This window comes from Chromobacterium sp. HL1, assembly GCF_057418835.1.
Map to the genome: position 1 here is coordinate 1185703 of NZ_CP162399.1, position 25226 is coordinate 1210928.

Here is a 25226-nt window from a genome sequence, read left to right on the forward strand (position 1 = left end):
TCGCCGCCGGCGGCGCGCATCCTGAATCGAGGTTCGCATGAAGTTGAATTCCCATCTGTCCGCGGCGGCGCTGGCCGGCGTCTTGCTGGCGTTCGCGCCGGCCGCGTCCGCGGACGCGCCGCCGCAGGCCGAACGCCGGCCGCAAAAGTTGGAAGCGCACGGCGATGTGCGCGTCGACGACTACGCCTGGCTGCGCGACGACAGCCGCAGCCGGCCGGACGTGCTGGCCCATCTGGAAGCGGAAAACCGCTACGCCGAAGCCCAGCTGGCGGCCGCCGAGCCGTTGCGCCGCACGCTGTTGGCCGAGATGCGGGCGCGCATCGGCGAGCGCGACAGCTCGCCGCCCTTTGTCGACGGCGGCTGGCGCTATCGCGAAAGCTATGCGCCGGGCGGCCAGCAGCCGCGGCTGGAGCGTCAGCCCGCCGCCGGCGGCCGCTGGCAGTTGCTGCTGGACGGGACCGAACGCGCCGCCGGCCAGCGTTACTACCGCTTGGGCGCCTGGAGCGTGGCCGCCGGCCGGCCGATGCTGGCGGCGGCGGAAGACCTGGGCGCGCGCGGCGCCTCGCGGCTGTCGCTGCGCGATCTGTCCAGCGGCCGCTGGCTGCCGGAAACGCTGGAGCAGGCGTCCGGCAGCCTGCAGTGGAGCACAGACGGCGGCAGCCTGTTCTACGTCAAGCTGCACCCGCAAACCTTGCGTCCCTACCAGCTCTACCGCCATCGCCCCGGCCAGCCGCAGAGCCGGGACGCGCTGGTTTACCAGGAAGACGACGAGGCCTTCTCGCTGAACCTGTCCAATACCGCCTCGCGCCGCTATCTGCAATTGATCGCCAGCAGCGCCGACAGCTCGGAAACCTGGCTGCTGGACGCGCATGCGCCGGACGCGCCGCCGCGGCGTTTCGCCGCGCGCCGGCCGGGCCGAGAATACTATCTGGATCACTACCGCGACCGCTTCTACCTGCGTTCCAACCACGAGGGCGGACGCTTCGGCCTGTACCGCGCGGCGGCGGCGGGCGCGGATTGGGAGGCGGTGCTGCCGCCCGACCCCAAGCGCGAGCTGGACAGCTTCCAGCTGTTCCGCCGCTATCTGGTGGTTAAGGAGCGCGCGGACGGGCTGACCCGCATCCGCCGCATCGCCTGGCGGGGCGGCGAGGAGCGCAGCCTGGCTTTCCCGGACCCGAGCTACCGCGCCTGGCTGGCCTACAACCCGGACCCGGACAGCGGCCGCCTGCGTTACGGCTATTCCTCGATGAGCACGCCGACCTCCACCTATGAGTGGGACATGGCCGGCGGCGGCAGCCGCCTGTTGCAGCGCAAGGCGATCGCCGGCTATCGGGCCGGGGACTATCGCAGCGAGCGGGTCTGGCTGACGATGCGCGACGGCGCGCGCGCGCCGGTGTCCTTGGTCTACCGCAAATCCTTGTTCCGCAAAGGCGGCAATCCCTTGCTGGCCTATGGCTACGGCGCTTACGGCACCAGCATGGACGCCGCCTTCGGCAGCCAGCAGCTCAGCCTGCTGGACCGCGGCTTCGTCTTCGCCATCGTCCACGTGCGCGGCGGCGGGGAACTGGGCGAGGACTGGCACCGCCAGGGCAGGCTGGAACGCAAGATCAACAGCTTCAACGATTTCGTGGACGCCGGCCGCGGCCTGCTGCGCCAGGGCTACGCCGCGCCCGGCCGCTTGTACGCGATGGGCGGCAGCGCCGGCGGCCTGCTGGTGGCCGCGGCGATGAACCAGGCGCCGGAGCTGTTCCGCGCGGTGGTGGCGCAAGTGCCCTTCGTCGACGTGCTCTCCACCATGCAGGACCCGACGCTGCCGCTGACCACGGGCGAGTACGGCGAGTGGGGCAATCCGGAACGGGCCGAGGCCTACCGCTGGATCAAGGCTTACAGTCCTTATGACAATGTGGCCGCGCGACGCTACCCGCATCTGCTGGTCAGCGCCGGCCTGCACGACGGCCAGGTGCCGTACTGGGAGCCGGCCAAATGGGTGGCCAAGCTGCGCGAGCGGCAATGGCCGGGCCAGCGCCTGTTGCTGTTCACCGACATGACGGCCGGTCATCGCGGCCAGTCCGGCCGCTTGAACCGGCTGGAGGCGGCGGCGCGCGATTACGCCTTCCTGCTGACGGTGGACGCCGAGCCGCCGTCCCCGTCCGCGGCGCAAGCCGGAAGCTAATCTTGATCCCCGTCGCCGGCCGCGCCGGCGGCGGGCTGGAGCCCGTCACCATGTCCATTTCGTCCCCCGCCTGGCCGCCTGGCCCGCGGCTCTCCTGTTCCAAGCCGTCCGTTTTCGCGCCTGACGCGGCGGACGGCGATCACTGTGGAGAGTTTGCTTGTGAAAAAGAAAATGATGGCCCGGCTGGTCGGCGCCGCGCTGGCGGTGGCAGCCGCTCCGGCCAGCGCGGCGGAGAACGCCGCCGGGCAGGGGAATGTTGAGTTCAAACCTTTGGTGGTGTCCGGAGACGCGCTGAGCGACGAGCAGCGCGCGCTGGAGAAACCCGGCGCGGTCAGCAGCCGCGGTGAAAACACCAAGCTGCAATCGCTGGACAGCATCCTGCGCGGGATTCCCGGCACCTATACCCAGATCGACCCCGGCCAGGGCGCGGTCAGCGTCAATATCCGCGGCCTGAGCGGCCTGGGCCGGGTCAACACCATGATAGACGGCGTCAGCCAGAACTATTACGGTTCGGCGCCGTCCTCCTTGAGCCACGGCGCAGCGCCGTCAAGTTCCTTCGGCGCGCTGATCGATCCCAACTTCATCGTCGGCGTCGACGTCACGCGCGGCACCGGCGGCGGCGCCAGCGGCGTCAACGCGCTGGCGGGCAGCGCCAACTTCCGCACTCTGGGCGTGGAAGACGTGATCTTCGACGGCCAACAGCAGGGCGCGCGCCTGAAGTACAGCGTGGGCAGCAACGGCCTGGGCCGCAGCGGCATGGCAGCCGGTGCGGCGCGGACGGAACTGGCGCCCGGCGTGCGCTTCGGCCTGCTGGGGGCGATCAGCAGCAGCTCGATAGGCGGCAATTATCGCAACGCCCAGGGCGTGGACAGCGAGGCCTTCGGCTTCGGCTACGACGAGCACTTCACCCAGAACCCGCAGTCGCAGATGCTTAAAGCCAATCTGCGCGTGGGCGATATCCACGAGGCGGAACTGTCCGCGCGGCGCTATCGCAACAACTTCGTGCGCCGCGACATCCAGAGCGACGACTTCTACCTGAAGTACAACTACACCCCGCATTCGGAATGGCTGGACTTTTCCGTGCTGGCCAGCCACGGCCGCGGCCGCCAGGCCTATCAGCGCGGTTCCCTGTTCAGCTTCTACAACAGCAGCACGGACAACATCGGCGACGCGCTGGAAGCGCGCAACAGCAGCCGTTTCAGCCTGGCCGGCGGCGACGCCACGCTGAGCGTCGGCGGCAAGTGGATGCGCAACCGCTTCACCCGCAATGTGAACAGCATGGTGCAAAGCACTGACGACAATCCGGACGCCAACCAGCAGGCGATAGAAAACAATATATTCGCGCCGGCCGGCCGCCAGGAAATCCGCAGCCTGTTCACCGGCCTGGAGTTCCGCCGCGGCATTTACACGCTGCAGGCTGATCTCAACTACAGCCGCTTCGCGCTCAGCGGCCATAAACCGGCTTGCGATCCGCGTGTGGAATGCTTCCCGCAAGGCGCGGCCGACATCAAGCTGGAAGAAAGCGCGTTCAACCCCTCGCTCTTGCTGTCCGCCGAGATCAAACCCTGGTTCCAGCCCTTCGCCAGCTATGCGCGCACCATGCGCGGGCCGAATCCGCAAGAGGTCTTCTTCGCCAATTCCGGCGGCCAGTCGATGAACCCCTTCCTGAAAAGCGAACGCGCCGAAACCTACCAATTGGGCGTGACGTCGATGTTCCACGGCCTGCTGAGCGAGCGCGACACCCTGCGCACCAAGGCGCTGTTCTACCGCAGCCGCATCGCCGACTACATCTCCAGCCAGGCCTTCAATGTGTGCAAGGGCGGACGCAAGTGCACGCTGGACGAGTTTTGGTCCAATGGCTCCGACGACTACAACGACGGCATGACCATCTACACCAATTCGCTGACCCCGGTGCGCACCCGCGGTTTCGAGCTGGAGGCGGACTACGACGCCGGCTTCGTCTACGCGCGGCTGTCTTACAGCCGCGAGCACACCAGTCAGCCGACCTCCTTCGCCAGCGGCATGTTCTCCGTCGGCAATGTCAGCGAGCTGCCGGACGAGTACTACACGCTGGATCTGGGCAGCCGCTGGCTGGAGCGCAAGCTGGAAGTGGGCGCGCTGTTCAAGCGCGACGGCGCCAACCGCCGGCTGTCGCCGGACCAGTTGCAGGACGACAGTACCAGCGCCTATCTCAAGGAGGAGCAGAAGGCCAATCCGGTCATCATCGACCTCTACGCCAGCTATCGCGTCAACAAGCAATGGCTGATCCGCGCCGGCGTGCGCAACCTGGCCAACCGCAGCTACTCCGAGCCGCTGAACACCTTGAATTCGCTTCCGTCGCAGTCGCCCGACATCTCGCCCAACAGCACGGCGCGCGGCCGCAGTTATATGCTGGCCACCGAACTGCGCTTTTAAGAAGCTGTGTACGATCTGCTGCGCGTCGGCGGTACGGTGTTGAAAACGCCTTGTCTCGCCTGAGCTCGCGAGATCATAAACAGGTTCAAAGCCAGGTCGTCTCAGGGTAGATTGTCCAGGTTCCGGCATGACCGGAACCTGGACAAGACCAAACGACAAAGGAGATCTCCATGAACAAGCTCAGCCGCGCGGCCATCGCCGCCTTGTGCGCGCTCAGCGTAGGACACGGCGCGCAGGCCGCCGAGGCCGACAATCGCAACGGCCCGTCCGGCAACGGCGGCAATAATCTGCTGATCGCCGCCGCGGCCTGGAAGCAGACCGCGGCGGAATACCGCGCGCTCTACCATCAGGCTTTCAATCTGGCGCGGATGCGGCTGGATCAGGCGCTGGCGGCGCGCAAGCCCGGCGACAAACCGCTGGCGGTGATCACCGACATCGACGACACCGTGCTCAACGCCGTCAATTACTGGGGCTATCTGATCCAGCAGGACCGGGATTTCTTCGACGACGCGATCTGGGACAAATGGATTCCGGAAAACAAGCTGACCGCCACGCCCGGCGCGCTGGACTTCTTCAACTACGCCCAATCCCAGGGCGTGGAAGTGTTCTACGTCAGCAGCCGCGATCAGGGCGACAAGACCTATGAATACGCGCTGGGCAATCTGCGGGCCGCCGGTTTTCCCTTCGTCGACGAAAAGCACGTGACCATTCTGCGCGACAGCTCCAACAAGGAGCCGCGGCAGAAGGAGATCGCCGCCCAATACCATGTGGTGGCGATGTTGGGCGACAATCTCAATGATTTTCAGCGCAAATACTATGTGAAGGATGTGGACGAGCGCGCGCGCTTGATGGAGGAGGACCGCGAGCTGTTCGGCCGCAAATTCATCCTGATGCCCAATCCCACCGACGGCCACTGGATGCGGGCGATCTTCGGCGACTCCGAGCCGCCGGCCTCGGACCGCAACCGCGAGATTTTCAAGAAGGCGGCCAGCAAGTCCGCCTGGAAGCCGGCGCCCTGAGCGGCCGGGCCCGGCGGGCGTTTGCGTCGCGCCGGGCCGGCCACTATGATAGCCGCGGGAGCGCCGCGCGCTGCCCTCGCTTCCGCGGCCGGCAAGGCCCGCCGCGGGTTTGATTCCTCCTCAATGTCTTGAAGCCATGTCCGCCGACGCCACCGCCCCTCTTTCCCCGTCCGATTCTTCCGCCGCGCGCGAACTGGAGCCGGCCATCGCCCCTCATTTGCAATTGCTGGCGCATAGCGCCGGCGAGGAGGTGAGCCGGACCCGCGCCGGGCTCGGCCTGCTGCTGCTGTGGCTGAGCGACGACGTGCTGGGCGCGGTGAACGCGGATTTGCAGGCCTTGGACGTGACCGAGAGCAAGCTGAACGTATTGATGCTGTTTTCGCTGCAAGAGCAGGGCTGGTGGCGGAACGGGCCGCTGACCCCGTCGGCGATCGCCGATTATCTGGGCGTGACCCGCTCCACCGTCACCGGCCAGCTGGACTGGCTGGAACGGCGCGGCCTGCTGCAACGGCAACTGCGCGACGAAGACCGCCGCAGCCTGGGGCTGAGCCTGACCGAGGCCGGCCGGGAACTGCTGAGACAGGCGCTGCCGGGCTTCTGGCGCGCCTGCCAGCGCCTGACCGAGGCGCTGGACGAGAGCGAATGCGCGGCGCTTTGGCCTTTGCTCGCCAAAGTGTGGTGCCGGCTGAAAGCAGACTGAGGCCGCTTTCTCAGCGCGGCGCGCTGGGCTGAGCGCCGGACGCCGCCAAGGCGTCCGCGCGGGCGCGGTCGCTGGCCTTGCAGCGGCAATGGCCGATCTGGTGCAGCTCTATCAGGTGGCCGGCCGGATCGCGCAGGAACAACTGAGTCAATTCCGGCGCGGCGACGTTGGCCTGCCGCCAGTGGGCGATGCCTTGCCGCAGCAATTCCGCCTCCGCCTGGGCGATGTCCCGCACCGCCAGCGCCACATGATTGTCCACCGGATCCTGACCCGCGCCCTGAGCGTACGGCGACACGCCGTCGTTGCCCAGCAGATGGATCTGGCAGTCGTTGCCCAGGTCCAGGAAAAACCCGGGCACCCCGGGGATGTGCCAGCGGCCGGCGTCGGCGTCTAGGCCCAGGACGTCGCGGTAAAACGCGCCCATGGCCTCAACCAGGCTCAGAGGCATGCGCAAGCCATGATGGTGCAATTCCAATACTTCGATAGCCATTAGTGTGCTTCCTTAAGTGGAGGGTGACGATAGAGGCGGCCGCCTGTCGCTATATAGTACGTTATACGTACTATACGTCAAGCGTATTTTAAGCGGGACAGACGGAAACCTCAGCCAAGCCAGCAAGCCGCGCGCCAACGGCTATATTGCCTTCATGCAATGCGGGTAGTTTTTCATGCGGATTATTTTAAATAACAAATTTAAATAGAAAAAAAATTTGCTATCTAATTGGATGGAATCTAATATCTGTTTAATGACTTGTAACTTGATGTTGAGACAGACCTTGACGGGCCAAGCATGACGCGAAATCTATTCACCAGCCTGGCGGCTGGTTTGTTGTTGGCCGGCGGCGCGGCGGGAGCGGAAACGCCGGTCTGGAAACAGCCGGAGTACGCGGCGGCCATCGTCCAGGCCCGGGCGGGGCAGACCGCGCCGGCGCTGGCGCTATTGGAGCGGGAGCGCGCGCGCGGACCGCTGCCCGCGCCCTTGCTGGACGATTATCTGACCCTGCTGTGCTGGAGCGGACGCGGCGCGGAGGCCCTGCGGCTGCTGCCCGGACATGAGGCCGAGATGTCGGCGGACACCCTGGCGCGCTTGGCGCGAGCGGCGCGCGATCAGCGCGACGCGGCGGAAGCGACGCGGCTGTACCGCGTGTTGCTGGCGCGTCAGCCCGCGGCCGGCTATCGCGCCGGCCTGGCCATGGCCCAGGCCGAAGCCGGACAGGCCGCCGCCGCGCTGGCCACGCTGGACGCCGCGCCGCCCGGCGCGCCGGCCGACGAACTGGAGCTGAGCCGCGCGCGCGCTTACGTCCTGCTGCAAAGCGGGGACCTGACCCAGGCGCTGGATTATCTGATCCGCGCGCGGACGCGCTTTCCCGGAGACCCGGAACTGGAACGCAGCTATCTGGGCTGCCTGTTGCGCCTGGGCGCGCCATGGCAGGCGGACCAGGCGTCCGTTGCGGATCCCCGGCTGGCTTTGCAGATCGATTTCGACCGCGCGGCGACCTTGAGCCGTTGGGGACGCATTCAGGAAAGCCAGGACAGCGGGCCGGGCCGGCACGCGCAAACCGACGCGGCGCTGAAGCTCAATCAGGACATCGCGGCGCGGCCGGAAGCCGCGCGGCCGCCGTTCGCCGCGCTGGCGGCGGACGACCGCGTGCAAATGCTGCAGCAGCGCGGCCTGTCGGCGCAGGCCGTCGCCCTGGACCGGCAGAGCGCCGGCCAGGCGTGGTCGCCGTACGCCCGCGCGGCCTTGGCCGACGCCTATCTCAACCAGCGCCAGCCGCTGCGCGCCGAGGAACTGTACCGCTCGGCGCTGCGCGACGCGCCGCAGGCGGACGAGGCCTTGGATTGGCGCATCGGCCTGGTCTACGCCCTGCTGGAGTCCGGCCAGCACGCAGCCTGCCGCCGGGAACTGACCGCCTTGCAAGCCGCCACGCCCCGGCAGAAGACCGAGCGCGCCAGCGGCCGACGCGTGTTCAATCCGGCGTTTCAGCGCGTGGCCTTGCTGGACGCGATGGTCACCGCCTATCAGGAGGACACCCGCGGCGGCTGGGAGCGGATGGAAGCCCTGCTGGACGAGGCGTCGTTCAATCCGGAGCTGCGGCAGAACCAGGGCAGCCTGGCCCTGATGCGCGGCTGGCCGCGGAGGGCGCGCGGCGTGTTCACCCGGCTGGGCGTGGACGAACCGGACCAGCCGGAAGCGGCGGCGACCGGCTTGGCCGGCGCGGCGCTGGACTTGCAGGAGCTGGACGAGGCGGACCGCCAGCTGCTGAGGCTGAACGAACTGGACGTGGACAACGCCGGCGTGCGCCAGTTGCGGGAGCGCGCCCGGCTGGAACGGCGGCCGGAGCTGGTGCTGGAAGGGAAGAAGGATTTGAGCGGCGGCCAGGGCGCGGGCGAGCAGAACGCCTGGGAGAGCTCGGCGCGCTTGTATTCGTCGCCGTTCGGCCACTGGCGCTTGTTCGGCCTGCATCAGCTGCAACGCGCCAGTTATGTGAACGAGACGGCGTCGGCCCGTTACGAGGCGCTGGGCATGGGCGCGGAATGGCGGGGCGAGCAGGGGCGAGGCGAATTCGGCCTGACCGGCCAGATCGACGGCGGACGGCGCGGCGGCGCTTTCGCCGGCTACGACTGGACGCCGGACGACTATTGGACGCTGGGCGCGCGCTTTGAATTGAACAGCGCCGAAGCGCCGTTGAAAGGCCGCCTGGACGATGTGCGCGGCAACCGGACCCAGCTGAGCCTGCAGTACCGCGCCGACGACTACCGCAGCTACGCCTTGCAAGCCGAGGCCCTGTCCTTGTCCGACGGCAATCTGCGCCGCGCGGTGTCCGCCAACTGGGACCAGCGCTGGGTCAGCGGACCGCGCTACAAACTCAACACCATTTTGACGCTGGCGGCCAGCGCCAACGACGCGGTGACGTCCGCCCGCTATTTCAATCCGCGCGCCGACGGCGAGGCCTCGGTGACGGCGATGCAGGAATGGAAGCTGTGGGGCGAATACGAAACCACCTGGCATCAGCGCCTGGGGCTGACGCTGGGCACTTACACCCAGCGCGACTTCGGCGCCGGCGGCGTGTGGGGGCTGCTGTTGGAACAGGAGTGGCGCTGGGGCAGCCGCGGCAGCCTGCGTTACGGCTTCACCCGGGTGCGCCACCCCTATGACGGCAAGGCGGAAACCGGCAACAAGGTTTATCTCAATCTGGATTGGCGCTTCTGATGAAAATGAAACAATGGCTGGCGGCCCTGACGACGGCCTGCCTGTTGTGGACCGGCTGGGCGCAAGCGGCGGCCGGGCGCTTGGTGATTCTGTGCTACCACGAGGTGGACAAGACCGACAGCGGCGCCTCGGACCCGTTCGCGGTGGACGCCCGCGCGCTGGTGAAGCAAATGGAGTGGATGCGCGGCCAGGGCTACAGCTTCGTCAGCCTGCAACAGGTGCTGGACGACCGTGCCGGCGGCAAGCCCTTGCCGGACAAGGCGGTGCTGCTGACTTTCGACGACGGCTACCGCAGCGTGTACACCAATGTCTATCCGGTGCTGAAGCTGTTCCGGGCGCCGGCCGTGATCGCGCTGGTGGGCAGCTGGCTGGAAGCGCCCGAGGGCAGCCAGGTCAGCTACGGCGACGGCGTGGCGGGGCGGAGCAAATTCCTGAGCTGGGCGCAGATCCGCGAAATGCGGGCCAGCGGCCTGGTGGAAGTGGCCAGCCACAGCTACGCCTCGCATCTGGGCGTATTGGCCAATCCCCAGGGCAATCTGGAACCGGCGCTGACCGCCCGCGCCTTCCGCGCCGGCGGCTATGAAAGCGAATCGGCCTATCTGGCGCGCATCCGCGACGATTTGCGCCGCAACAGCGCGCTGCTCAAGGCGCGGCTGGGCGTGGCGCCCAGGGCGATGGTATGGCCCTACGGCAGCTACTCGCCGCAAGCGGCGGGGGTGGCGGCGCAGGAGGGCATGCCGGTGACCATGGGGCTGGGCGCGGGCATCAACGTCCGCGACACCCCGCTGTCCTCGCTGCGCCGGGTGTTGCTGGACGCCAATATGGATCTGGGCGATCTGGCTTATCAATTCAAGCAGCTCAACGGCTGGCCGGACGGCGTCCGGCCGGAACCCAGCCGCATCATGCACGTGGACCTGGACTACATCTACGATCCCGATCCCAAACGCCAGGACGAAAACCTGGGCCGGCTGCTGGACCGGGTCAAGGCCATGGGCGCGAGCACCGTTTACCTGCAGGCCTTCGCCGATCCCGACGGCGACGGCGTGGCGCAGGCGCTGTATTTCCCCAACCGCCACCTGCCGATGCGCGCGGACCTGTTCAACCGCGCCGCCTGGCAATTGCAGACCCGGGCCAATGTCAGGGTCTACGCCTGGATGCCCTTATTGGGCTTCGCGCTGCCGGCCGGCCATCCGCTGGCCGGCGAGCGGGTGCTGGCGGAGCAGGGCGGCGGCGCTCAGGCCAAGGTGCAGGGCTATGCGCGGCTGACCCCGTATTCGCCGCCGGTGCGCCAACTGATCCGCGAGATTTACGAAGACCTGGCGCGCAGCTCGCGTTTCAGCGGCCTGCTGTTCCACGACGACGCCACCCTGTCCGACTTCGAAGACGCCGGCCCGGCGGCGCGGCAGGCGCGGCAAGGGCGGGGCCTGGCCGCCAGCGTGGCCGACGTGCGCGCGGACCCGGAGCAGATGGCGCGCTGGACGCGCGACAAAACCGCCTTGCTGGACGATTTCAGCATGGAGCTGGCGGCCGTGGTGCGCCAATACCAGCCGGATTTGCGCACCGCGCGCAATCTCTACGCCGAGGTGGTGCTCAATCCGGAGTCGGAAACCTGGTTCGCCCAGTCCTTCGACAGCGCGCTGAGCCGCTACGACCGGGTGGCGGTGATGGCGATGCCCTATATGGAAAACGCGGCCCAGCCCAAGGCCTGGTTGCGGCGGCTGTTCGACAAGGTGGCGGCCAAACCCGGCGCGCTGGAAAAAACCGTGTTCGAACTGCAGGCCGTCGATTGGCGCAGCCGCAAGCCGATTCCCACCGCGGAGCTGGCGGCCACGGTGCGCGAACTCAACACCCTGGGCGCGCGGCACATCGCCTACTACCCGGACGACCTGTTCCAGGACCAGCCCAGGCTGAAGACGTTCAAGCGAGTGTTTTCGCTGACGGCGAGGCCGGAAGAATGAAGGCCGGCGGCGGGAGACCGCATGGACGATTGATGACCCGTCGCATCAAGGGGCGAGGAGAAGTGTTGTGAACCTGGCATTGATACTGCTGCTGGCATATGCCTTTTTTTATCCGTTGTTCATGGCTTATCTGTGGATGGTGGGGGCGGTGCATTACTACCTCCACTACGAAAGAAAAGATCCGCCGCTCAATCAGCCGCCGGCGCTGGACTATCCGCCGCTGAGCGTGGTGGTGCCCTGCTACAACGAGGAAGACAATGTGCGCGAGACTTTGGCCTACGCGCTGGCGCTGGACTATCCGGACTTCGAAGTGATCGCGGTCAACGACGGCAGCCGGGACGCCACCGGCGCCATCCTGGACGAACTGGCCGCCGCCCATCCGCGGCTGCGGGTGGTGCACCAGGCCACCAACCAGGGCAAGGCGGTGGGGCTCAACACCGCGCTGGCGCTGGCGCGCCACGAATACCTGCTGTGCATAGACGGCGACGCGCTGCTGGACCCGTACGCGGGCAAATGGCTGATGCGCCATTTCCTGACTTCGCCGCGCGTGGGCGCGGTCACCGGCAACCCGCGCATCCGCAACCGCACCACCCTGCTGGGACGGCTGCAGGTGGGCGAATTCACCGCCATCATCGGCCTGATCAAGCGCGCGCAGCGCACTTACGGCCGATTGTTTACCGTCTCCGGCGTGATCACCGCCTTCCGCAAGACCGCGGTTTACCAGGCGGGCTACTGGAGCGAGGACATGCTGACCGAGGACATCGACATCAGCTGGAAACTTCAGCTCAAGCACTGGAACGTGCGCTTCGAACCGCGCGCGCTGGTGTGGATTCTGATGCCGGAAACCCTGCGCGGGCTGTGGAAACAGCGGCTGCGCTGGGCCAAGGGCGGCACCCAGGCGCTGATGCGCAACGCCTGGGTGCTGCGCACCTGGCGCCACCGCCACATGTGGCCGGTGTATTCCGAGTACTTCCTCAGCGTGGTGTGGTCCTACACCATGGCCGGCATCATCGTCTATTGGCTGCTGAGCCTGGTGTTGGGCGACTGGCTGCCCCAGATGGGCACGCCGTTGATTCCGCGCTGGCACGGCATGGTGCTGGGCGGCACCTGCATGCTGCAATTCATGATCAGCAAGATGATGGACAGCCAGTACGACGCCAAGCTGGGCAAGAACTACTACTGGATGGTGTGGTATCCGCTGGTTTACTGGCTGCTCAACGTCTGCACCACCATCGTGGCCTTCCCGCAGGCGGTGTTCCGCAAAAAGGGCAAGCGCGCGCGCTGGGTCAGCCCGGACCGGGGGGTGAGGGCATGAGCCGGCTGGGAGACGGCCTGATCATCCAGGCCGCGCACAATATGAGCGCCTTGCAGCGGCTGCTGTCCTGGCTGATGACCCTGGCGTGCTGGCTGGCGTGGATCTATCTGTGGCTGCCGGCCCTGGCCTATGTCGGCTACCTGATCTGGGGCCGGGACGTGTTGCCGGCGGCGCTGCGCGCGCAGGACGCGCCGGAGCACCTGGGCAGGCTGCGCGATTACGGCTTCGAAATCGCGCTGATCGGGCTATGCCTGCTGCTGTGGTCGCGCATCAACTACTGGCGCTTCGCCGGCAAGCAGAAACGCAGCCCGATCCCCAACGTCACCCTGGAAAAACTGGCGGAAGACCTGGGCGTGTCTCCGGACGAGCTGCGCGAGGGCCAGGCCGCCAAGGTGGCGGTGGTCCATCATTGCGGCGAGGGCGGCATCGCCCGCATCGAAACCGTGACGCGGCTGCCGCCGCCCGGCTGAGTCACCAGCCGCCGAACAAGGGCAGCAGCACCAAGGCCAGCAACAGCGCCCAGGCGGCCGCGCCGGCGCACAGCGCGCTGTACGCGAAGTGCTGCGACTCCACCTCTTCCTCCAGCCCCAGCATGGCCGGCGCGCCGTGGTAGAGCAGGGCGAAGGCCGCGGCCAGGCCCAGCAGCGCGCCCAGCAGATTGAAGGCGAGATCCGGCGCCAGCAAGGCCAGGCTGGACAGCCACAGCGGCACCGCCGCGCCGGCCGCCAGCAAGAAGCAATTCTTGAAGCTCGCGGCCAGCTTGTGGCTGGCGGCCAGCGTTTGCAGCGTCCAGGCCATCAGCGGCACGGTGGCCAGTTCGGCGACGAAGAACAGCGCGGCGGCGGCCAGCCAGCGCTCCATGCCGGCGTCGGGCGCGTAAAGCCTGCCGTGGGCCAGGCCGGCGTAGCAAATCATCAAGGCGGGCAGCAGCGAGAACGGCAGCACCAGCTTCCACATCAGGCGGCGCGGCGACGGCGCGCGCCCGCGCAACTCGTCCCAGCCGCCGTGGCTGGAAAACAGCATCTTCGGATAATGGCTCAGTTTCATGGCGAAGCTCCTTGAGGACGGGACTGGCATGGCGGGCGGAACATACTCTCAATATGTATCATGATGTGATATAAATTCAAGCATGAATCCCTTTCCAGACTCCCCCATCCTGAGCAAGGCGGATTTTGAACGCCTGTCCGAATTCCGCCATCAACTGCGCGTGTTCCTGCGGTTCAGCGAAGACGCCTGCCGCGGCCACGGCCTGACGCCGCTGCAATATCAACTGCTCTTGCACGTGCAAGGCTATCCGGGCCGCGACTGGGCCACCGTGGGCGAACTGGCCGAGCGGCTGCAATCCCACCACCACGGCGTGGTGGCGCTGGTCAGCCGCTGCGAGGAGCTGGGCCTGGTGCAGCGCCGGCCCGGCCGCGAGGATCGGCGGCAGGTGGAAATCCACCTGACCGAGGCCGGACGCAATCAGGCGCAGGCGCTGGCCGCGCTGCACCGCGACGAAATCCGTCTGCTGCGCGACAAGCTTGCGCCGCCGGGCTTCGACCCGACTTAGATCCGGCTTAGACCCGCTAACAAAACCCCTGATCCTGCGTTGTCCGGGTACTGTAGCTTCGCAGAAACTTCGTTTTCTGCGTCGGCGCGTCTCTGCGAGGTTTTGTTCGCGGCTCTCAATCGCCCAGATAGCGCCGGCGCAGCAGCCGCAGCCGGCCGTCGGCGGCGAGGCGGTTCAAGGCCTGCTGCAAACGCCGGGCGCGCTGGGGCGGCGCGGCCGGGTTGAGAGCGAACCAGTATTGGCCGCCGCCGTCCAGCAAATAGGCCGGCGCCGCCGTGCGCGGCGGCAGCTTCAGCTTGTCCAGATGCCAGCGCATCGCCCAGTCCAGCATCGCCACCAGATCGACGCGATCCAGCAGCAGCTTGTTCAGATTGGCCGCGTCGTCCTGGCCGGCGTCCAGCCCTTCGCGCCGTGGGTCCAGCGCCGCCAGCCGGTTGAAGGCGGCGGAGCCGGCCAGCGCCCCCACGCGATAGCGCCGCGCGTCCGCCGCGCCGCTCAGACGGATGTCGCGGCGGGCGGACAGCCGGTACAGGAAGACGCGGCGCGGGCCTATCGGCCCCACCCACTGGAATTGGGTTTCCCGCTCCGGCGTGCGCACCATGGCGAACAACAGCGCGTCCGGCGTTTTTCGCACCGTGGCGTAAGCGCGCAGCCAGGGCTGCACCTCGATTGCCAGGCTAAGCCCGGCTTCCGCCGCGACCAGGCGCAAAACCTCGGCGGCATAGCCCTTGACCTTGCCGTTTTCCACATAGCTGAGCGGCGGCAGGTCCTCGGTATAGGCCTTGATGTCGGCCGCCGCCGCCGTCAGCGCCCAGCATGCGCCGAGCGCCGCCAGCAGCGGGCGGAGGAGAGTCCCCGGTATGACCATTTCTTGTCCGTTATGCGTGATGGTTCACAGCATGGCAGTTTGCCAGACAAAAGGGCCGGTTTGATGACAAATGGGCGGTTTCAGCGCAGCGCCAGCGCGGCGCCCAGGCCGATCAAGGCGCAGCCTATGACGCGGTTCAAGCCGCGCTGACGGCGCAACATGCCGGCGTGCAGCCGCGGCTGGGTGAACAGCAAGGCCACCAGCGCGAACCAGGCCAGATGGGCGGCGGAGATGAACAGGCCGTAGCCCGCGCGCAACGACAGCGGCGTGTCCGCGTTGACCGCCTGGCTGAACAGGCTGAGCACGAACAGCGAAGTCTTGGGGTTGAGCGCATTGCACAGCAGGCCGGCGCGCAGCGCGGCCCAGGCGCTCTGCCGGCCGCCCCTATCCGCGGGGCAGGCGCTCAGTGGCGGCTGGACGAAGGTGCGGTAGCCGATGTAGAGCAGATAGGCGGCGCCCAGCAGCTTGAAGCCGGCCAGCAGCCAGGGTGTGCGGCTGAGCAGCAGACTGACGCCCAGCAGCGCGCACAGCACGTGGAATTGCACGCCCAAAGCGATGCCGAAAGCGCCCAGCAGACCGTGGCCGCGTCCGTATTGCAGGCTGTTGCGGGTGATGACGGCGAAGTCGGCGCCGGGGCTGATCACGGCGAGCAGGGTCAGCAGGGCTACGGTCAGGAGTTCGTTCATCGCGACAAGGCTTTCAAAGGGAGACGCGGCGATTGTCGCGGGCTTGGCGCGCGGGGAAAATCGATTTATTGTCCTTGCATTGCGTGAGGAAAAATCACAGATGAGCTATCGCATTCCGGCCTTGACCGCCGTTCGCGCCTTTGAAGCCGCCGCCCGCCACGGCAGCTTCGTCAAAGCCGCCGCCGAGCTGTGCGTGACCCACGGCGCGGTCAGCCGCCAAGTCAAGCAATTGGAGGAAGGGCTGGGCGTGGCCCTGTTCGAGCGGCGCAACCGGGCGGTGTTTCTGACCGCGGCCGGCGAGAGCTTCCGCCAAAGCTGCGCCGAGGCGCTGCGCGTGCTGGAGCAGGGTGCGGCCCGCGCGCAAAGGCAGGCGGACGCGCCCTTGCGGCTGTCCTGCGAACCCACCATCGCGATGCGCTGGCTGATTCCGCGCTTGCCGGCCTTCCAGGCCGAACATCCCGACATCGAGCTGCTGCTGTCCGCCGCCGGCGGGAAAGTCGATTTTTCCTCACAGAGAATCGACCTGGCGCTGCGCCGCGACGACAGCGGCTGGAACCTGGGCGACCACGTGGCCGAAGTGGCGCGGGAACGGATGGGACCGGTGTGCGCGCCAGCGCGGCTGCAGGCCGCGGGCGGAGACTGGCGCGCCTTGCCCCTGCTGCACGCGGACAGCCGGCCAGAAGCGTGGAGCCGCTGGCTGGCGGCGCAGGGAGAGGCGGCGGCGGGGGAGGCCGGACGCTTCGAGCATTTTTACCTCAGCCTGCAGGCGGCCGAGGCCGGTTTGGGGCTGGCCATCGCCTCGCTCTATATGGCGGCGGACGCGCTGGCGTTGGGCCAATTGACGGCGCCGGCCGGTTTTCGCGAGGACGGCTCCAACTATGTGCTGCTGTCGTCGCGGCCCTTCGACGGCGACCCGCGCCGGCGGGCGGTGCTGGATTGGTTGCGCCGGCAGATGGCGCGGAATCTGACTTAAGAACGTGTTTACGATCTCGTGTGCTCAGGGGAGACAAGGCGTTGCGGCGGAGAAAGCGGAATGTACGCGTGGCACATGAGCATTTCGAAAGGGTGCTCACCGTGTCACGCTCCACGACGCGCAGCAGATCGTAAACCGGTTCTAAGAGCTGAGCGGATCGCCGGCCGGGAGACCCGCCTGAAAGCGTTCGAACAGCTCGCGCTCCTCGAAGCGCACATGGTCTTGCAGCAGCTCGGCGAAGCGCGCCAGCGTCGTCGCTTGCGGCGCGGCCAATTCCGCGATCAGCGCGCGCAGCCGGCGGTGTTCGTCCAAGGCCCGGGCGGCCAGCGCCGCGTGTTCCGTCTGCGCCAGCCGCGGCAGCAGCGTCGCTTCTTCTTCCGCGAAATGCGGCTCCAGCGCCTCCGCGCTCCAGGCGCGCAGCGCGGCGGCCAGCTGGGTTTGCCGCTCCGGATCGCCGGATTCGACGGCCAGCCGGGCCTGGCGCGCCATTTTCAAGGCGTGGTGGTGTTCGCGGGACAATTCCAGCAGCGCGGGGTGTCGCTTCATGAGGTGGCTTCTTTCTGGCCTGGCTTCGCCGGCGCGCGGCCGCGCCGCAGGCTGCTCAGCAGCAGGATGATGAAAAACAGCAGGGTCAGCGCATTGAGCAGGCCGGCCGCGCGCCGCCAGGCGAAAGCGCCGTCCAGCATGCCGTACAGCCGCAGCAGCAAGGACAGGTGCAGGGCCACCAAGGGCGCGTAGAACAGCGGGCGGTAAGGCAGTTTCAGCCGCGTCAGCGCCGGAATGATGATGGGCGCGTGGCCGAACACCATGGAAAACACAAAGCCCAGGCCCACCGCGTGCAAGGCCGCGTCGCGCCAGGGATGGCCGGGCAGCAGCGCGCCGGCCAGGCCCAATGCGCCGGCGACGGCCAGCCAGCCGTAGCCGCAGAGCAGGGCGACGGCGATATAGCGGGTCAGCCCGCGCTGGCGCGCATTGCGCCGGGCGATGTCGTGGCGCAGCAGCCAGACGGCCAGCGCCAGCAAGGCCGCCGCGTACAGCCGCAGACCGGCGTCCGGCCGCCACAGGGACAGGACCGCGCCGCCGCCCAGCGTCAGCGCCGCCAGAGCGAAGCCGCGCCGGGCCGCGGAAGACAGCGGCAGCAAGCGGGTCAGTTCCAGCCGTTCGCCGGCAATGGTCAGGATCAGGAAGGCCAGCCACCAGGGCACGGCCGTCTGCTGATCGCCGCCCAGCTGCCAGGCCAGCGCGCCGATCAGCCAGCACAGCGCGGCGGCGGCTAGGGTCAGGGTGAAGGCGGCGGCCTGACGCCGCAGCACCTGGACGCTGCCGGCCAGCAAGACGGCGGCGGCCAGCGTTTGCAGCCACTGCGCCGCCGGCGGCGGCAGGCCGGCGATCAGGCACAGACCGGACAAGCCCGCGGCCGCCGGCGCCAGCAAGGCCCAGCCGCGGTTCAAGGCCACCGCCCGCTCCAGGCTGATCACGCCGCCGAAGAAGGCGCCTATCATCAGCGCGCCGTGCCAGCCGGCCAGCGCCGCGGCGGCGGCCGGCACGGCCCAGCCCAGGCGCGCCAGACCGGCCAGCGCGCCGCAGAGCAGGGCCAGCGCGGCCAGGCCCAGCCAGGGCAGCCGGGCCTTCATGCCTGCCAGCCGAAATGGCGGCGGCTGTCCTCGCTCATTCTTTCCGGCGACCAGGCCGGCTCCCACACCAGATTGACGTGGATGCGGCGCTGCGGCGGCAGGCCGTGGGTGAGCGCGAACTCCACCTCGTCCAGAATCATTTCGCCCATCGGACAGGCGGGCGAGGTCATGGTCATCTCGATCAACAGCTGTTCCGCTTGCGGATCGATGCGATAGACCAGGCCGAGGTCGATGATGTTGACGCCGATTTCCGGGTCTATGACCTGGCGCAGCAAGCTGCGCGCCAAGTCCACTTCCTGTTGCTGTTCGGCTGAGAGCGGGTCCGGCATGGTGGTCGCCTTTAAAGGTATATGTTTATTACACCTTATGGATGCTACGCCGGCGGCGGGGAGCGGGCAATAGCCCGTTCAGCCTAAATCGCGGCGGCGCACTCGCTCCCAATCCAGGCCGAAGCGCGCCAGATACTTGCGCAGCCGGTCCGCGTCGTTGGGCTGGGCCTTGAGCTGGCGCGAGGCGGCGAACAGCCGGCGGCCGGCTTCGGACAGCGTGGCGGCGTCGCGACAGACGCGCAGCACGCCTTCCAGCTGCATGCGGTCGAACAGGTCCAGCTGCGCCAGCCGCTCCGGGTCCAGCGCCGCCAGCGCCTCGTCCCTAGCCTCGTCCTGCGTCTCGTCTTGCCAACCGTGACGCAGCCGCGCGATCTCCTCGCTGACGCCGTCCTCGTCGATGCGGCCGGCGTCGGCCAGCGTGGCCATGCGCGTCACCGAGGCGGACAGCTCGCGGAAATTGCCCTGCCAGCGCGCCTGCGGCGAGGCGGCGAAGGCGAGGTAGGCGCGGCGCGCCTCGGCGTTGAAGCGGGCGCGCAGGCCGTGCTGCTCGGCGTGGCGCGCCAGCTCGAATTCCAGATTGGGTTCGATGTCCTCGCGGCGCTCGGCCAGGCCGGGCAGATCGAAGCTCCACAGATTGATGCGCGCGTACAGATCCTCGCGGAAGCGGCCGGCGCGCACCCATTGGCGCAAGTCCCGCACCGTGCCGCAGATCAGCTGGAAATTGCTGTGCACCTCGCAATCGCCGCCAAAAGGGAAGAAGCGCTTCTCCTCTATGGCCTTGAGCAGCATCGCCTGCTCGTCCAGGCCCAGCTCGCCTATCTCGTCCAGAAACAACATGCCGCCGTCCGCGCTGCGCAACAGGCCGGCGCGCTCGCCGTGCGCGCCGGTGAACGCGCCCTTCACATGGCCGAACAGCGCGGACATCGCGCTGTCGCCGCGCAGGGTGGCGCAATTGACCTCGACAAAGCGGCCGTCCAGCCGGTGACGCGTCTTTTTCAGCTGGTAGAGCCGGCGCGCCAGCTGGCTCTTGCCGGCGCCGGTGGGGCCGCTGAGCAGGATGGGCGCGTCGGAGCGCACCGCCACCCGCTCGATCTGCTCGATCATGCGGTTGAAGCGCGTGTTGCGGGTGGCGATGCCGGACTTGAGAAAGGACACGGTGTCGTCGCTCTCCTGACGGAAACGTTGCGCGATCTGGTCGTAGCGCGACAGATCCAGGTCGATGAGGCTGACCTCGCCGGCCAGGCGCTGGCCCTGGCGCGCCGGCGAACTTTGCAGCAGCCGCGCTGGCAGGTGGCGGGATTCGGTGAGCAGAAACCAGCAAATCTGCGCCACATGCGTGCCGGTGGTGATATGAACCAGGTAATCCTCGTGCTCGGTGTCGAAGGCGTAGCGCGCGGCGAAGTCGTGCAAGGCCGCGTACATCTCCTCGAAATCCCACGGGTCTTGCAGATTGACCGGATGCAGCCGCACCTCGGTGCCCGGCGACACCGCGGCGATATCCTGCGCCGTCAGTTGCGCCAGCCGCGCATGATGGTTGTCGTGCAGCAACTCCAGCCGCCGCAGCGGCATGTCGGGCTGCGCGCAAATGCCCACCGAGGGCCGCCATTTCTTCCAGCGCTCGGCGCCGTGGCCGCGCCGGTCCAGCACCGTGCCCAGGAAACCAATCGCCACTCTATCGTGCATATATTATCTATTTGGATAATTGAATAGACTATTTTATCAAAAAAGACTTGATGACGGTTTTGCCGAAACCGACGGCGCGGACCTGGGTGGGAGGATTGTTATTGTTAAATCAATGGCTTGAATGTTTAATTTCAAGTTGTCATGAAGCTGGCACGATTCTGGCAATACGCGGAACGGGCGCGGCGGCGCAAGCCTGCCCGCACCTTGGGGCGAAGCGCGCCGGCGGCGCGCTAAGAACCTGTTCACGATCTGCTGCGCTTCGTGAAGCGTTGCACGGTGAGCACAAGCTCAAAAATGCTCATGTACCACGAGTACATTCCGCTTTTCCGCTTGTTTTCGCCTTGCCTCGCTCTTGCTCGCGAGATCGTGAACAGGTTCTAAGACCCGCTAACAGAACCCCTGATCCTGCGTTGCGCCTCCTTGTCGCACGACTGGTGCTGTCGCTTCGCAGACACTTCGTTTTCTGCGTCGGCGCGCCTTGGCTCAGGTCGGCTGCGCGGTTTTGTTAGCGGCTCTAAAAACAGATATGCACAAAGAAAGACAAGAATATGACCGTGAATCCCTATCAAACCCTGCTGGCGGCCAACGGCGCGCCCATCAAGATGTGGACGCAAGGCGTGCCTGTGGAAGACGCCGCGCGTCAGCAACTGTTGCAAACCGCGCAACTGCCCTTCATCTTCCGGCACCTGGCGGTGATGCCGGACGTGCATCTGGGCAAGGGCTCTACCATAGGCAGCGTGATCCCCACGGTGGGCGCCGTCATTCCGGCGGCGGTGGGCGTGGACATCGGCTGCGGCATGATGGCGGCGCGCACCACCTTGAGCGCCGCGGACCTGCCGGACCAGCTGGGCGGCTTGCGGAGCGCCATTGAAGCCGCGGTGCCGCACGGCCGCAGCGCCTCCCGCTCCGGCCGCGACAAAGGCGCTTGGCAGCGGCCGCCGGCCGGCGTGGACGCCGCCTGGGCGCGGCTGCTGCCGGGTTTCGACGTCATCACGGCCAAATATCCCAAGCTGGCGAAAACCAATAACCACCTTCACCTGGGCACGCTGGGTACCGGCAATCACTTTGTCGAAGTGTGCCTGGACGAGGCGGACCGGGTCTGGTTCATGTTGCACTCCGGTTCTCGCGGCGTGGGCAACGCCATCGGCAATCTGTTCATCGAACTGGCCCAGGCGGACATGCGCGGGCATATCGCCAATCTGCCGCACCGCGAGCTGGCCTATTTCGAAGAAGGCAGCCGTCACTTCGACGACTACGTGGAAGCGGTGGGCTGGGCCCAGGACTACGCGCGCCAAAACCGCCTGTTGATGATGCGCCAGGCGGTGGACGCCGCCCACGGCGTGATAAGCAAGCCCTTCGACGCCGAAGTGGAAGCGGTGAACTGCCACCACAACTACGTGCAGCGCGAGACCCACTTTGGCCGCGAAGTGCTGGTGACGCGCAAGGGCGCGGTGGCCGCCCACAAGGGGCAACTGGGCATCATTCCCGGCTCCATGGGCGCCAAGAGCTTCATTGTGCGCGGCCTGGGCAATGAGGAAGCCTTCTGTTCCTGCAGCCACGGCGCCGGGCGCGCGATGAGCCGCTCCGAAGCCAAGCGCCGCTTCGACCTGGAAGACCAGCGCCGCGCCACCGCCCATGTGGAATGCCGCAAGGACGCCGAGGTGATTGATGAAATCCCGATGGCTTACAAGGACATCGACGCGGTGATGGCGGCGCAGTCCAGCCTGGTGGAGGTGGTGCACACCTTGCGCCAGGTGGTGTGCGTGAAAGGATGAGCGGCGGTTCATGATCGGGCGCGCGGCGGGGCGGGCCAGCGCGGGAGCGGTTTTTAAGCTTCTTTGCTAGCCGTCCGGCCTGCGCGCGGCGGACATTGAACAGCAGCTAAAGCAAGCCCCTAGGCAGGGCTGGAGACAAAGATAATGCGAGAATTTTTATTTCAACATCCGCTGGAAGACGCGATGCGCGAGCGGGTGCGGCGCGAACTGGACGCGCTGGAAGGACGGCACCGGGTGCGAGTGCTTTACGCCTGTGAATCCGGCAGCCGCGCCTGGGGTTTTCCGTCGCCGGACAGCGATTACGACGTGCGCTTCATCTACGTGCACGAGCCGGAATGGTATTTGCGCGTGATGCCGCAGCGCGACGTGATCGAACTGCCGATCAACGATGAGCTGGACATCAGCGGCTGGGAGCTGCGCAAGGCGCTGCGCCTGCTGCAAGGCTCCAACCCCACGCTGTGCGAATGGCTGCAATCGCCGCTGGTGTACCGGGCGGACCCGCAGGCGCTGCGGCTGCTGCGCGGTCTGGCGCCGGACTTCCGCTCGGACCTCAAATGCCGTTGGCACTACCTGGCGATGGCGCGCAAAAACTTCGACGCCCACCTGCAGGGCGACAGCGTGTGCCTGAAAAAATACTTGTACGTGCTGAGAGCCCTGCTGGCGGTGCGCTGGCTGGACGCCGGCCGCGGCATGCCGCCGACGCGTTTCGCCCAACTGGCCGCCGGCACCGTCGACGACACCGAACTGGCCGCTGAGATCAACCGCCTGCTGGCGGTGAAGATCGCCTGCGGCGAGACCATGCGCGGACCGCGCCGCCCGCGGATCCACGCTTTCATCGAGCGGCAGCTGGCGGCGGCGGAACCGGCGCCGGCCCTGGCGCGGCCCAGCGGCGACAACGCGCGGCTGGACCAAGCCTTGTGGCGGCTGGCCAGGCCGCTAGACCATGAGCTGAAATTGGTGTCCAGCTGAAAGGACAGCATTGCGTATTCCATCGGGATAATAAGATGTGGGCGGCGGGCGGTCCGGACTTGCGCCGGACGCCGCCGTCCTGACATCAACCCGGGGGTATCCTGATGAGCTACACCAATGTCGAATCCAGGCCTGGCCAACAGCCGCGCCATGGCCAAGTGTTCAAGCCGGAATCGCGCGGCCAGTTCTGCGTGGACGGCGTCAACGCCCAATGCCCGCTGCAAAGCTGGCAGGTCAACGGCCTGGAAGGCGGCAAATTCTTCCCCGCCGGCGCGGGCGGCCTGCGCGACCCGCTGGCGCCGGACGACGTGGCCAATGTGGCCCCGCCGGCGGACGGCAAGATCGCCAGCGCCGGCCAGGCCTTCGCCGCGGTGCTGGACGAGCAGAGCGCCGAGCGTTGGCACAAGCACCCGGTCAAATCCGGTCAGGCGCAGGAATTCCATTGGAGCTATCACGCCGTCCACCTGACCCGGCGCTGGAACTACTTCATCACCAAGCCCGGCTGGAATCCCAATCAGCCGCTGAGCCGCGCCCAGTTCGAGTCCGAGCCTTTCTATAAAGTGGAACTGACCGCCCAGCCTTACTGGTCCCACGGCGCCGAACTGATGCCGCCGGACCCCACCATCCACAACGTCAGGCTGCCGGAGCGCCAGGGCTATCACGTGGTGCTGGCGGTCTGGGAAGTGGCCGACACCGGCAACGCCTTTTATCAGGTGATCGATTTCGACTTCAGCTGATCGACGCGCATCGCGCAAGGCGCGGCGGCCTGGGCCGCCGCTGTCGTCTCCATGAAAGGAAGGGCAGATGAATCAATTCGCCAAGCCGGAACGGCGCGCGCTGAGCGACGACGCCTCATTGATGCCGGAGATCGCGGGTAACTTCTTGATGGGCTTCTGGCACAACTGGCCGTCGGAGCCGGGCAACGGCTACCAGCGCGGCCAGTCCGCGGACCTGCCGCTGGCGGAAACCCCGGCCGACTACAATATCGTGGCGGTGGCCTTCATGAAGGGCGCCGGCATTCCCACTTTCAAACCCTACAATCTGAGCGATCAGGCCTTCCGCGAACAAGTGGGCGAACTCAATCGCCAGGGGCGGGCGGTGCTGATCTCGCTGGGCGGCGCGGACGCCCACATCGAACTGCATGCCGGGCAAGAGCAAGCGCTGGCCGACGAAATCATCCGCCTGGTGGAAACCTACGGCTTCGACGGCCTGGACATCGATCTGGAGCAAAGCGCCATCGCCGCCGCAGACAACAGCGCGGTGATCCCGGCCGCGCTCAAGCGAGTCAAAGACCGTTACGCCGCCGAGGGCCGCGGCTTCATCATCAGCATGGCGCCGGAATTCCCCTACCTGAAAACCGGGGACAAATACGCGCCTTACCTCGCCGCGCTGGACGGCTATTACGACTTCATCGCCCCGCAGTACTACAACCAGGGCGGCGACGGCGTCTGGGTGGACGAGCTGAACGCCTGGCTGTCTCAGGACAACCAGGAGCAAAAAGAAGACTTTCTTTATTACCTGACCGATAGCCTGATCAACGGCAGCCGCGGCTTCCTGCGCATTCCGGCGGACAAGTTCGCCATCGGCCTGCCGGCCAACAACGACGCCGCCGCCACCGGCTATGTGGCGGACCCCGGCGCGGTTTACCGCGCCTTCAGCCGCCTGGCCGCCGACGGCAATCCCATCCGCGGCTTGATGACCTGGTCGGTCAACTGGGACGCCGGACGCGACGCCGGCGGCCGGCCGTACGACTGGGGCTTTGTCCGCGACTACGCCGAACTGATCCACGGCGAAAGCGGCGGCAACCGGCCGGGCGCGCCGCAAAACCTCAAGGTGGACAGCCGCAGCGACACCGCCATCAGCCTGAGCTGGGACGCCTCCCAGGGCGGCGAACAGCCGGTGGCGCATTAACAGCTGCACCGCGACGGCCAGCCGGCGGGGGAGACCAGCGCGCTCAACTACCTGG

22 protein-coding genes are annotated in these 25226 nt (G+C 67.2%); 14 read left to right on the forward strand and 8 right to left on the reverse strand.

Annotated elements, in window-relative coordinates:
* Window positions 1–37: 37 nt before the first annotated feature.
* The 4 genes from AB1Z25_RS05645 (at window position 38) to AB1Z25_RS05660 (ending at window position 6307) form a co-directional block, all read left to right on the forward strand.
* Window positions 38–2173: a S9 family peptidase gene (locus AB1Z25_RS05645; RefSeq protein WP_486636766.1), complete on the forward strand. Its 2136-nt coding sequence runs from the start codon at window positions 38–40 to the stop codon at window positions 2171–2173.
* Between the two features lie 159 nt (window positions 2174–2332).
* Window positions 2333–4588 carry a TonB-dependent receptor domain-containing protein gene (locus AB1Z25_RS05650; RefSeq protein WP_486636767.1) on the forward strand — a complete coding sequence of 752 codons (2256 nt, stop codon included), beginning with the start codon at window positions 2333–2335 and terminating at the stop codon, window positions 4586–4588.
* A gap of 170 nt (window positions 4589–4758) precedes the next feature.
* On the forward strand, window positions 4759–5607 hold the full coding sequence (locus tag AB1Z25_RS05655) for a 5'-nucleotidase, lipoprotein e(P4) family (RefSeq protein WP_486636768.1): 849 nt from the start codon (window positions 4759–4761) through the stop codon (window positions 5605–5607).
* A gap of 136 nt (window positions 5608–5743) precedes the next feature.
* The gene (locus AB1Z25_RS05660) at window positions 5744–6307 is read left to right on the forward strand and encodes a MarR family winged helix-turn-helix transcriptional regulator (RefSeq protein ID WP_107799936.1); all 564 of its coding nucleotides are present in this window, start codon (window positions 5744–5746) and stop codon (window positions 6305–6307) included.
* A 10-nt stretch (window positions 6308–6317) separates the two neighbouring features.
* Here AB1Z25_RS05660 and AB1Z25_RS05665 read toward each other — a convergent pair whose 3' ends face one another.
* Window positions 6318–6797 carry a VOC family protein gene (locus AB1Z25_RS05665; RefSeq protein WP_486636769.1) on the reverse strand — a complete coding sequence of 160 codons (480 nt, stop codon included), beginning with the start codon at window positions 6795–6797 and terminating at the stop codon, window positions 6318–6320.
* A 297-nt stretch (window positions 6798–7094) separates the two neighbouring features.
* Between AB1Z25_RS05665 and pgaA the strand changes: the two genes are divergently transcribed.
* The 4 genes from pgaA to pgaD all read left to right on the forward strand — a co-directional run bounded on the left by pgaA (window position 7095) and on the right by pgaD (window position 13261).
* Window positions 7095–9518, forward strand: a complete 2424-nt coding sequence (pgaA, locus tag AB1Z25_RS05670; protein WP_486636770.1) for a poly-beta-1,6 N-acetyl-D-glucosamine export porin PgaA — start codon at window positions 7095–7097, stop codon at window positions 9516–9518.
* Window positions 9518–11476, forward strand: a complete 1959-nt coding sequence (gene pgaB / locus AB1Z25_RS05675; protein WP_227107375.1) for a poly-beta-1,6-N-acetyl-D-glucosamine N-deacetylase PgaB — start codon at window positions 9518–9520, stop codon at window positions 11474–11476. The genes pgaA and pgaB overlap by 1 nt, the downstream gene beginning before the upstream one ends.
* Window positions 11477–11543: 67 nt before the next feature.
* The gene (pgaC, locus tag AB1Z25_RS05680; RefSeq protein WP_227107376.1) at window positions 11544–12791 is read left to right on the forward strand and encodes a poly-beta-1,6-N-acetyl-D-glucosamine synthase; all 1248 of its coding nucleotides are present in this window, start codon (window positions 11544–11546) and stop codon (window positions 12789–12791) included.
* Window positions 12788–13261, forward strand: coding sequence for a poly-beta-1,6-N-acetyl-D-glucosamine biosynthesis protein PgaD (gene pgaD, locus AB1Z25_RS05685; protein WP_107799932.1), 474 nt, complete (start codon window positions 12788–12790; stop codon window positions 13259–13261). Before pgaC ends, pgaD begins: the two co-directional genes overlap by 4 nt.
* A 1-nt stretch (window position 13262) precedes the next feature.
* Here the strand turns inward: pgaD and AB1Z25_RS05690 are convergent, their stop codons facing one another.
* A complete protein-coding gene (locus AB1Z25_RS05690) occupies window positions 13263–13838 on the reverse strand; it encodes a YIP1 family protein (protein ID WP_486636771.1) in 576 nt (191 codons plus the stop codon).
* Between the two features lie 82 nt (window positions 13839–13920).
* Between AB1Z25_RS05690 and AB1Z25_RS05695 the strand changes: the two genes are divergently transcribed.
* Entirely contained in the window at window positions 13921–14343 is a 423-nt protein-coding gene (locus AB1Z25_RS05695) for a MarR family winged helix-turn-helix transcriptional regulator (RefSeq protein WP_486636772.1), read from the forward strand.
* A gap of 115 nt (window positions 14344–14458) precedes the next feature.
* Here the strand turns inward: AB1Z25_RS05695 and AB1Z25_RS05700 are convergent, their stop codons facing one another.
* On the reverse strand, window positions 14459–15211 hold the full coding sequence (locus AB1Z25_RS05700) for a substrate-binding periplasmic protein (RefSeq protein WP_486636773.1): 753 nt from the start codon (window positions 15209–15211) through the stop codon (window positions 14459–14461).
* An 80-nt stretch (window positions 15212–15291) separates the two neighbouring features.
* A complete protein-coding gene (locus AB1Z25_RS05705; RefSeq protein WP_486636774.1) occupies window positions 15292–15897 on the reverse strand; it encodes a LysE family transporter in 606 nt (201 codons plus the stop codon).
* Between the two features lie 100 nt (window positions 15898–15997).
* Between AB1Z25_RS05705 and AB1Z25_RS05710 the strand changes: the two genes are divergently transcribed.
* Window positions 15998–16870, forward strand: coding sequence for a LysR substrate-binding domain-containing protein (locus AB1Z25_RS05710; RefSeq protein ID WP_235089603.1), 873 nt, complete (start codon window positions 15998–16000; stop codon window positions 16868–16870).
* A 141-nt stretch (window positions 16871–17011) separates the two neighbouring features.
* Here the strand turns inward: AB1Z25_RS05710 and AB1Z25_RS05715 are convergent, their stop codons facing one another.
* From AB1Z25_RS05715 to rtcR, 4 genes are all read right to left on the reverse strand, one after another.
* Window positions 17012–17416 carry a hemerythrin domain-containing protein gene (locus AB1Z25_RS05715; protein WP_227107383.1) on the reverse strand — a complete coding sequence of 135 codons (405 nt, stop codon included), beginning with the start codon at window positions 17414–17416 and terminating at the stop codon, window positions 17012–17014.
* Window positions 17413–18504: a hypothetical protein gene (locus AB1Z25_RS05720; RefSeq protein ID WP_486636775.1), complete on the reverse strand. Its 1092-nt coding sequence runs from the start codon at window positions 18502–18504 to the stop codon at window positions 17413–17415. The genes AB1Z25_RS05715 and AB1Z25_RS05720 overlap by 4 nt, the downstream gene beginning before the upstream one ends.
* Window positions 18501–18833: a metal-sulfur cluster assembly factor gene (locus tag AB1Z25_RS05725; protein ID WP_107799924.1), complete on the reverse strand. Its 333-nt coding sequence runs from the start codon at window positions 18831–18833 to the stop codon at window positions 18501–18503. The genes AB1Z25_RS05720 and AB1Z25_RS05725 overlap by 4 nt, the downstream gene beginning before the upstream one ends.
* A 78-nt stretch (window positions 18834–18911) precedes the next feature.
* Entirely contained in the window at window positions 18912–20516 is a 1605-nt protein-coding gene (rtcR, locus tag AB1Z25_RS05730) for an RNA repair transcriptional activator RtcR (protein ID WP_486636776.1), read from the reverse strand.
* A 548-nt stretch (window positions 20517–21064) separates the two neighbouring features.
* Between rtcR and AB1Z25_RS05735 the strand changes: the two genes are divergently transcribed.
* The 4 genes from AB1Z25_RS05735 (at window position 21065) to AB1Z25_RS05750 (ending at window position 25171) form a co-directional block, all read left to right on the forward strand.
* On the forward strand, window positions 21065–22291 hold the full coding sequence (locus tag AB1Z25_RS05735; protein WP_486636777.1) for an RtcB family protein: 1227 nt from the start codon (window positions 21065–21067) through the stop codon (window positions 22289–22291).
* A 144-nt stretch (window positions 22292–22435) separates the two neighbouring features.
* A complete protein-coding gene (locus AB1Z25_RS05740; protein WP_486636778.1) occupies window positions 22436–23260 on the forward strand; it encodes a nucleotidyltransferase domain-containing protein in 825 nt (274 codons plus the stop codon).
* Between the two features lie 104 nt (window positions 23261–23364).
* The gene (locus tag AB1Z25_RS05745; RefSeq protein ID WP_107799917.1) at window positions 23365–23997 is read left to right on the forward strand and encodes a lytic polysaccharide monooxygenase auxiliary activity family 9 protein; all 633 of its coding nucleotides are present in this window, start codon (window positions 23365–23367) and stop codon (window positions 23995–23997) included.
* Between the two features lie 67 nt (window positions 23998–24064).
* Entirely contained in the window at window positions 24065–25171 is a 1107-nt protein-coding gene (locus AB1Z25_RS05750) for a chitinase (RefSeq protein ID WP_486636779.1), read from the forward strand.
* Window positions 25172–25226: the final 55 nt, after the last annotated feature.

Excerpts from the sequence above, each read along its gene's own strand:
- pgaA (WP_486636770.1), top strand. The coding sequence starts at position 7,095 with ATGACGCGAAATCTATTCACCAGCCTGGCGGCTGGTTTGTTGTTGGCC.
- AB1Z25_RS05715 (WP_227107383.1), bottom strand. The coding sequence starts at position 17,416 with ATGAAGCGACACCCCGCGCTGCTGGAATTGTCCCGCGAACACCACCAC.
- AB1Z25_RS05700 (WP_486636773.1), bottom strand. The coding sequence starts at position 15,211 with ATGGTCATACCGGGGACTCTCCTCCGCCCGCTGCTGGCGGCGCTCGGC.
- AB1Z25_RS05740 (WP_486636778.1), top strand. The coding sequence starts at position 22,436 with ATGCGAGAATTTTTATTTCAACATCCGCTGGAAGACGCGATGCGCGAG.
- rtcR (WP_486636776.1), bottom strand. The coding sequence starts at position 20,516 with ATGCACGATAGAGTGGCGATTGGTTTCCTGGGCACGGTGCTGGACCGG.
- AB1Z25_RS05710 (WP_235089603.1), top strand. The coding sequence starts at position 15,998 with ATGAGCTATCGCATTCCGGCCTTGACCGCCGTTCGCGCCTTTGAAGCC.
- AB1Z25_RS05745 (WP_107799917.1), top strand. The coding sequence starts at position 23,365 with ATGAGCTACACCAATGTCGAATCCAGGCCTGGCCAACAGCCGCGCCAT.
- AB1Z25_RS05735 (WP_486636777.1), top strand. The coding sequence starts at position 21,065 with ATGACCGTGAATCCCTATCAAACCCTGCTGGCGGCCAACGGCGCGCCC.
- AB1Z25_RS05750 (WP_486636779.1), top strand. The coding sequence starts at position 24,065 with ATGAATCAATTCGCCAAGCCGGAACGGCGCGCGCTGAGCGACGACGCC.
- AB1Z25_RS05665 (WP_486636769.1), bottom strand. The coding sequence starts at position 6,797 with ATGGCTATCGAAGTATTGGAATTGCACCATCATGGCTTGCGCATGCCT.
- AB1Z25_RS05660 (WP_107799936.1), top strand. The coding sequence starts at position 5,744 with ATGTCCGCCGACGCCACCGCCCCTCTTTCCCCGTCCGATTCTTCCGCC.
- AB1Z25_RS05725 (WP_107799924.1), bottom strand. The coding sequence starts at position 18,833 with ATGCCGGACCCGCTCTCAGCCGAACAGCAACAGGAAGTGGACTTGGCG.
- AB1Z25_RS05690 (WP_486636771.1), bottom strand. The coding sequence starts at position 13,838 with ATGAAACTGAGCCATTATCCGAAGATGCTGTTTTCCAGCCACGGCGGC.
- AB1Z25_RS05655 (WP_486636768.1), top strand. The coding sequence starts at position 4,759 with ATGAACAAGCTCAGCCGCGCGGCCATCGCCGCCTTGTGCGCGCTCAGC.
- AB1Z25_RS05695 (WP_486636772.1), top strand. The coding sequence starts at position 13,921 with ATGAATCCCTTTCCAGACTCCCCCATCCTGAGCAAGGCGGATTTTGAA.
- AB1Z25_RS05720 (WP_486636775.1), bottom strand. The coding sequence starts at position 18,504 with ATGAAGGCCCGGCTGCCCTGGCTGGGCCTGGCCGCGCTGGCCCTGCTC.
- pgaB (WP_227107375.1), top strand. The coding sequence starts at position 9,518 with ATGAAAATGAAACAATGGCTGGCGGCCCTGACGACGGCCTGCCTGTTG.
- pgaD (WP_107799932.1), top strand. The coding sequence starts at position 12,788 with ATGAGCCGGCTGGGAGACGGCCTGATCATCCAGGCCGCGCACAATATG.
- AB1Z25_RS05645 (WP_486636766.1), top strand. The coding sequence starts at position 38 with ATGAAGTTGAATTCCCATCTGTCCGCGGCGGCGCTGGCCGGCGTCTTG.
- AB1Z25_RS05705 (WP_486636774.1), bottom strand. The coding sequence starts at position 15,897 with ATGAACGAACTCCTGACCGTAGCCCTGCTGACCCTGCTCGCCGTGATC.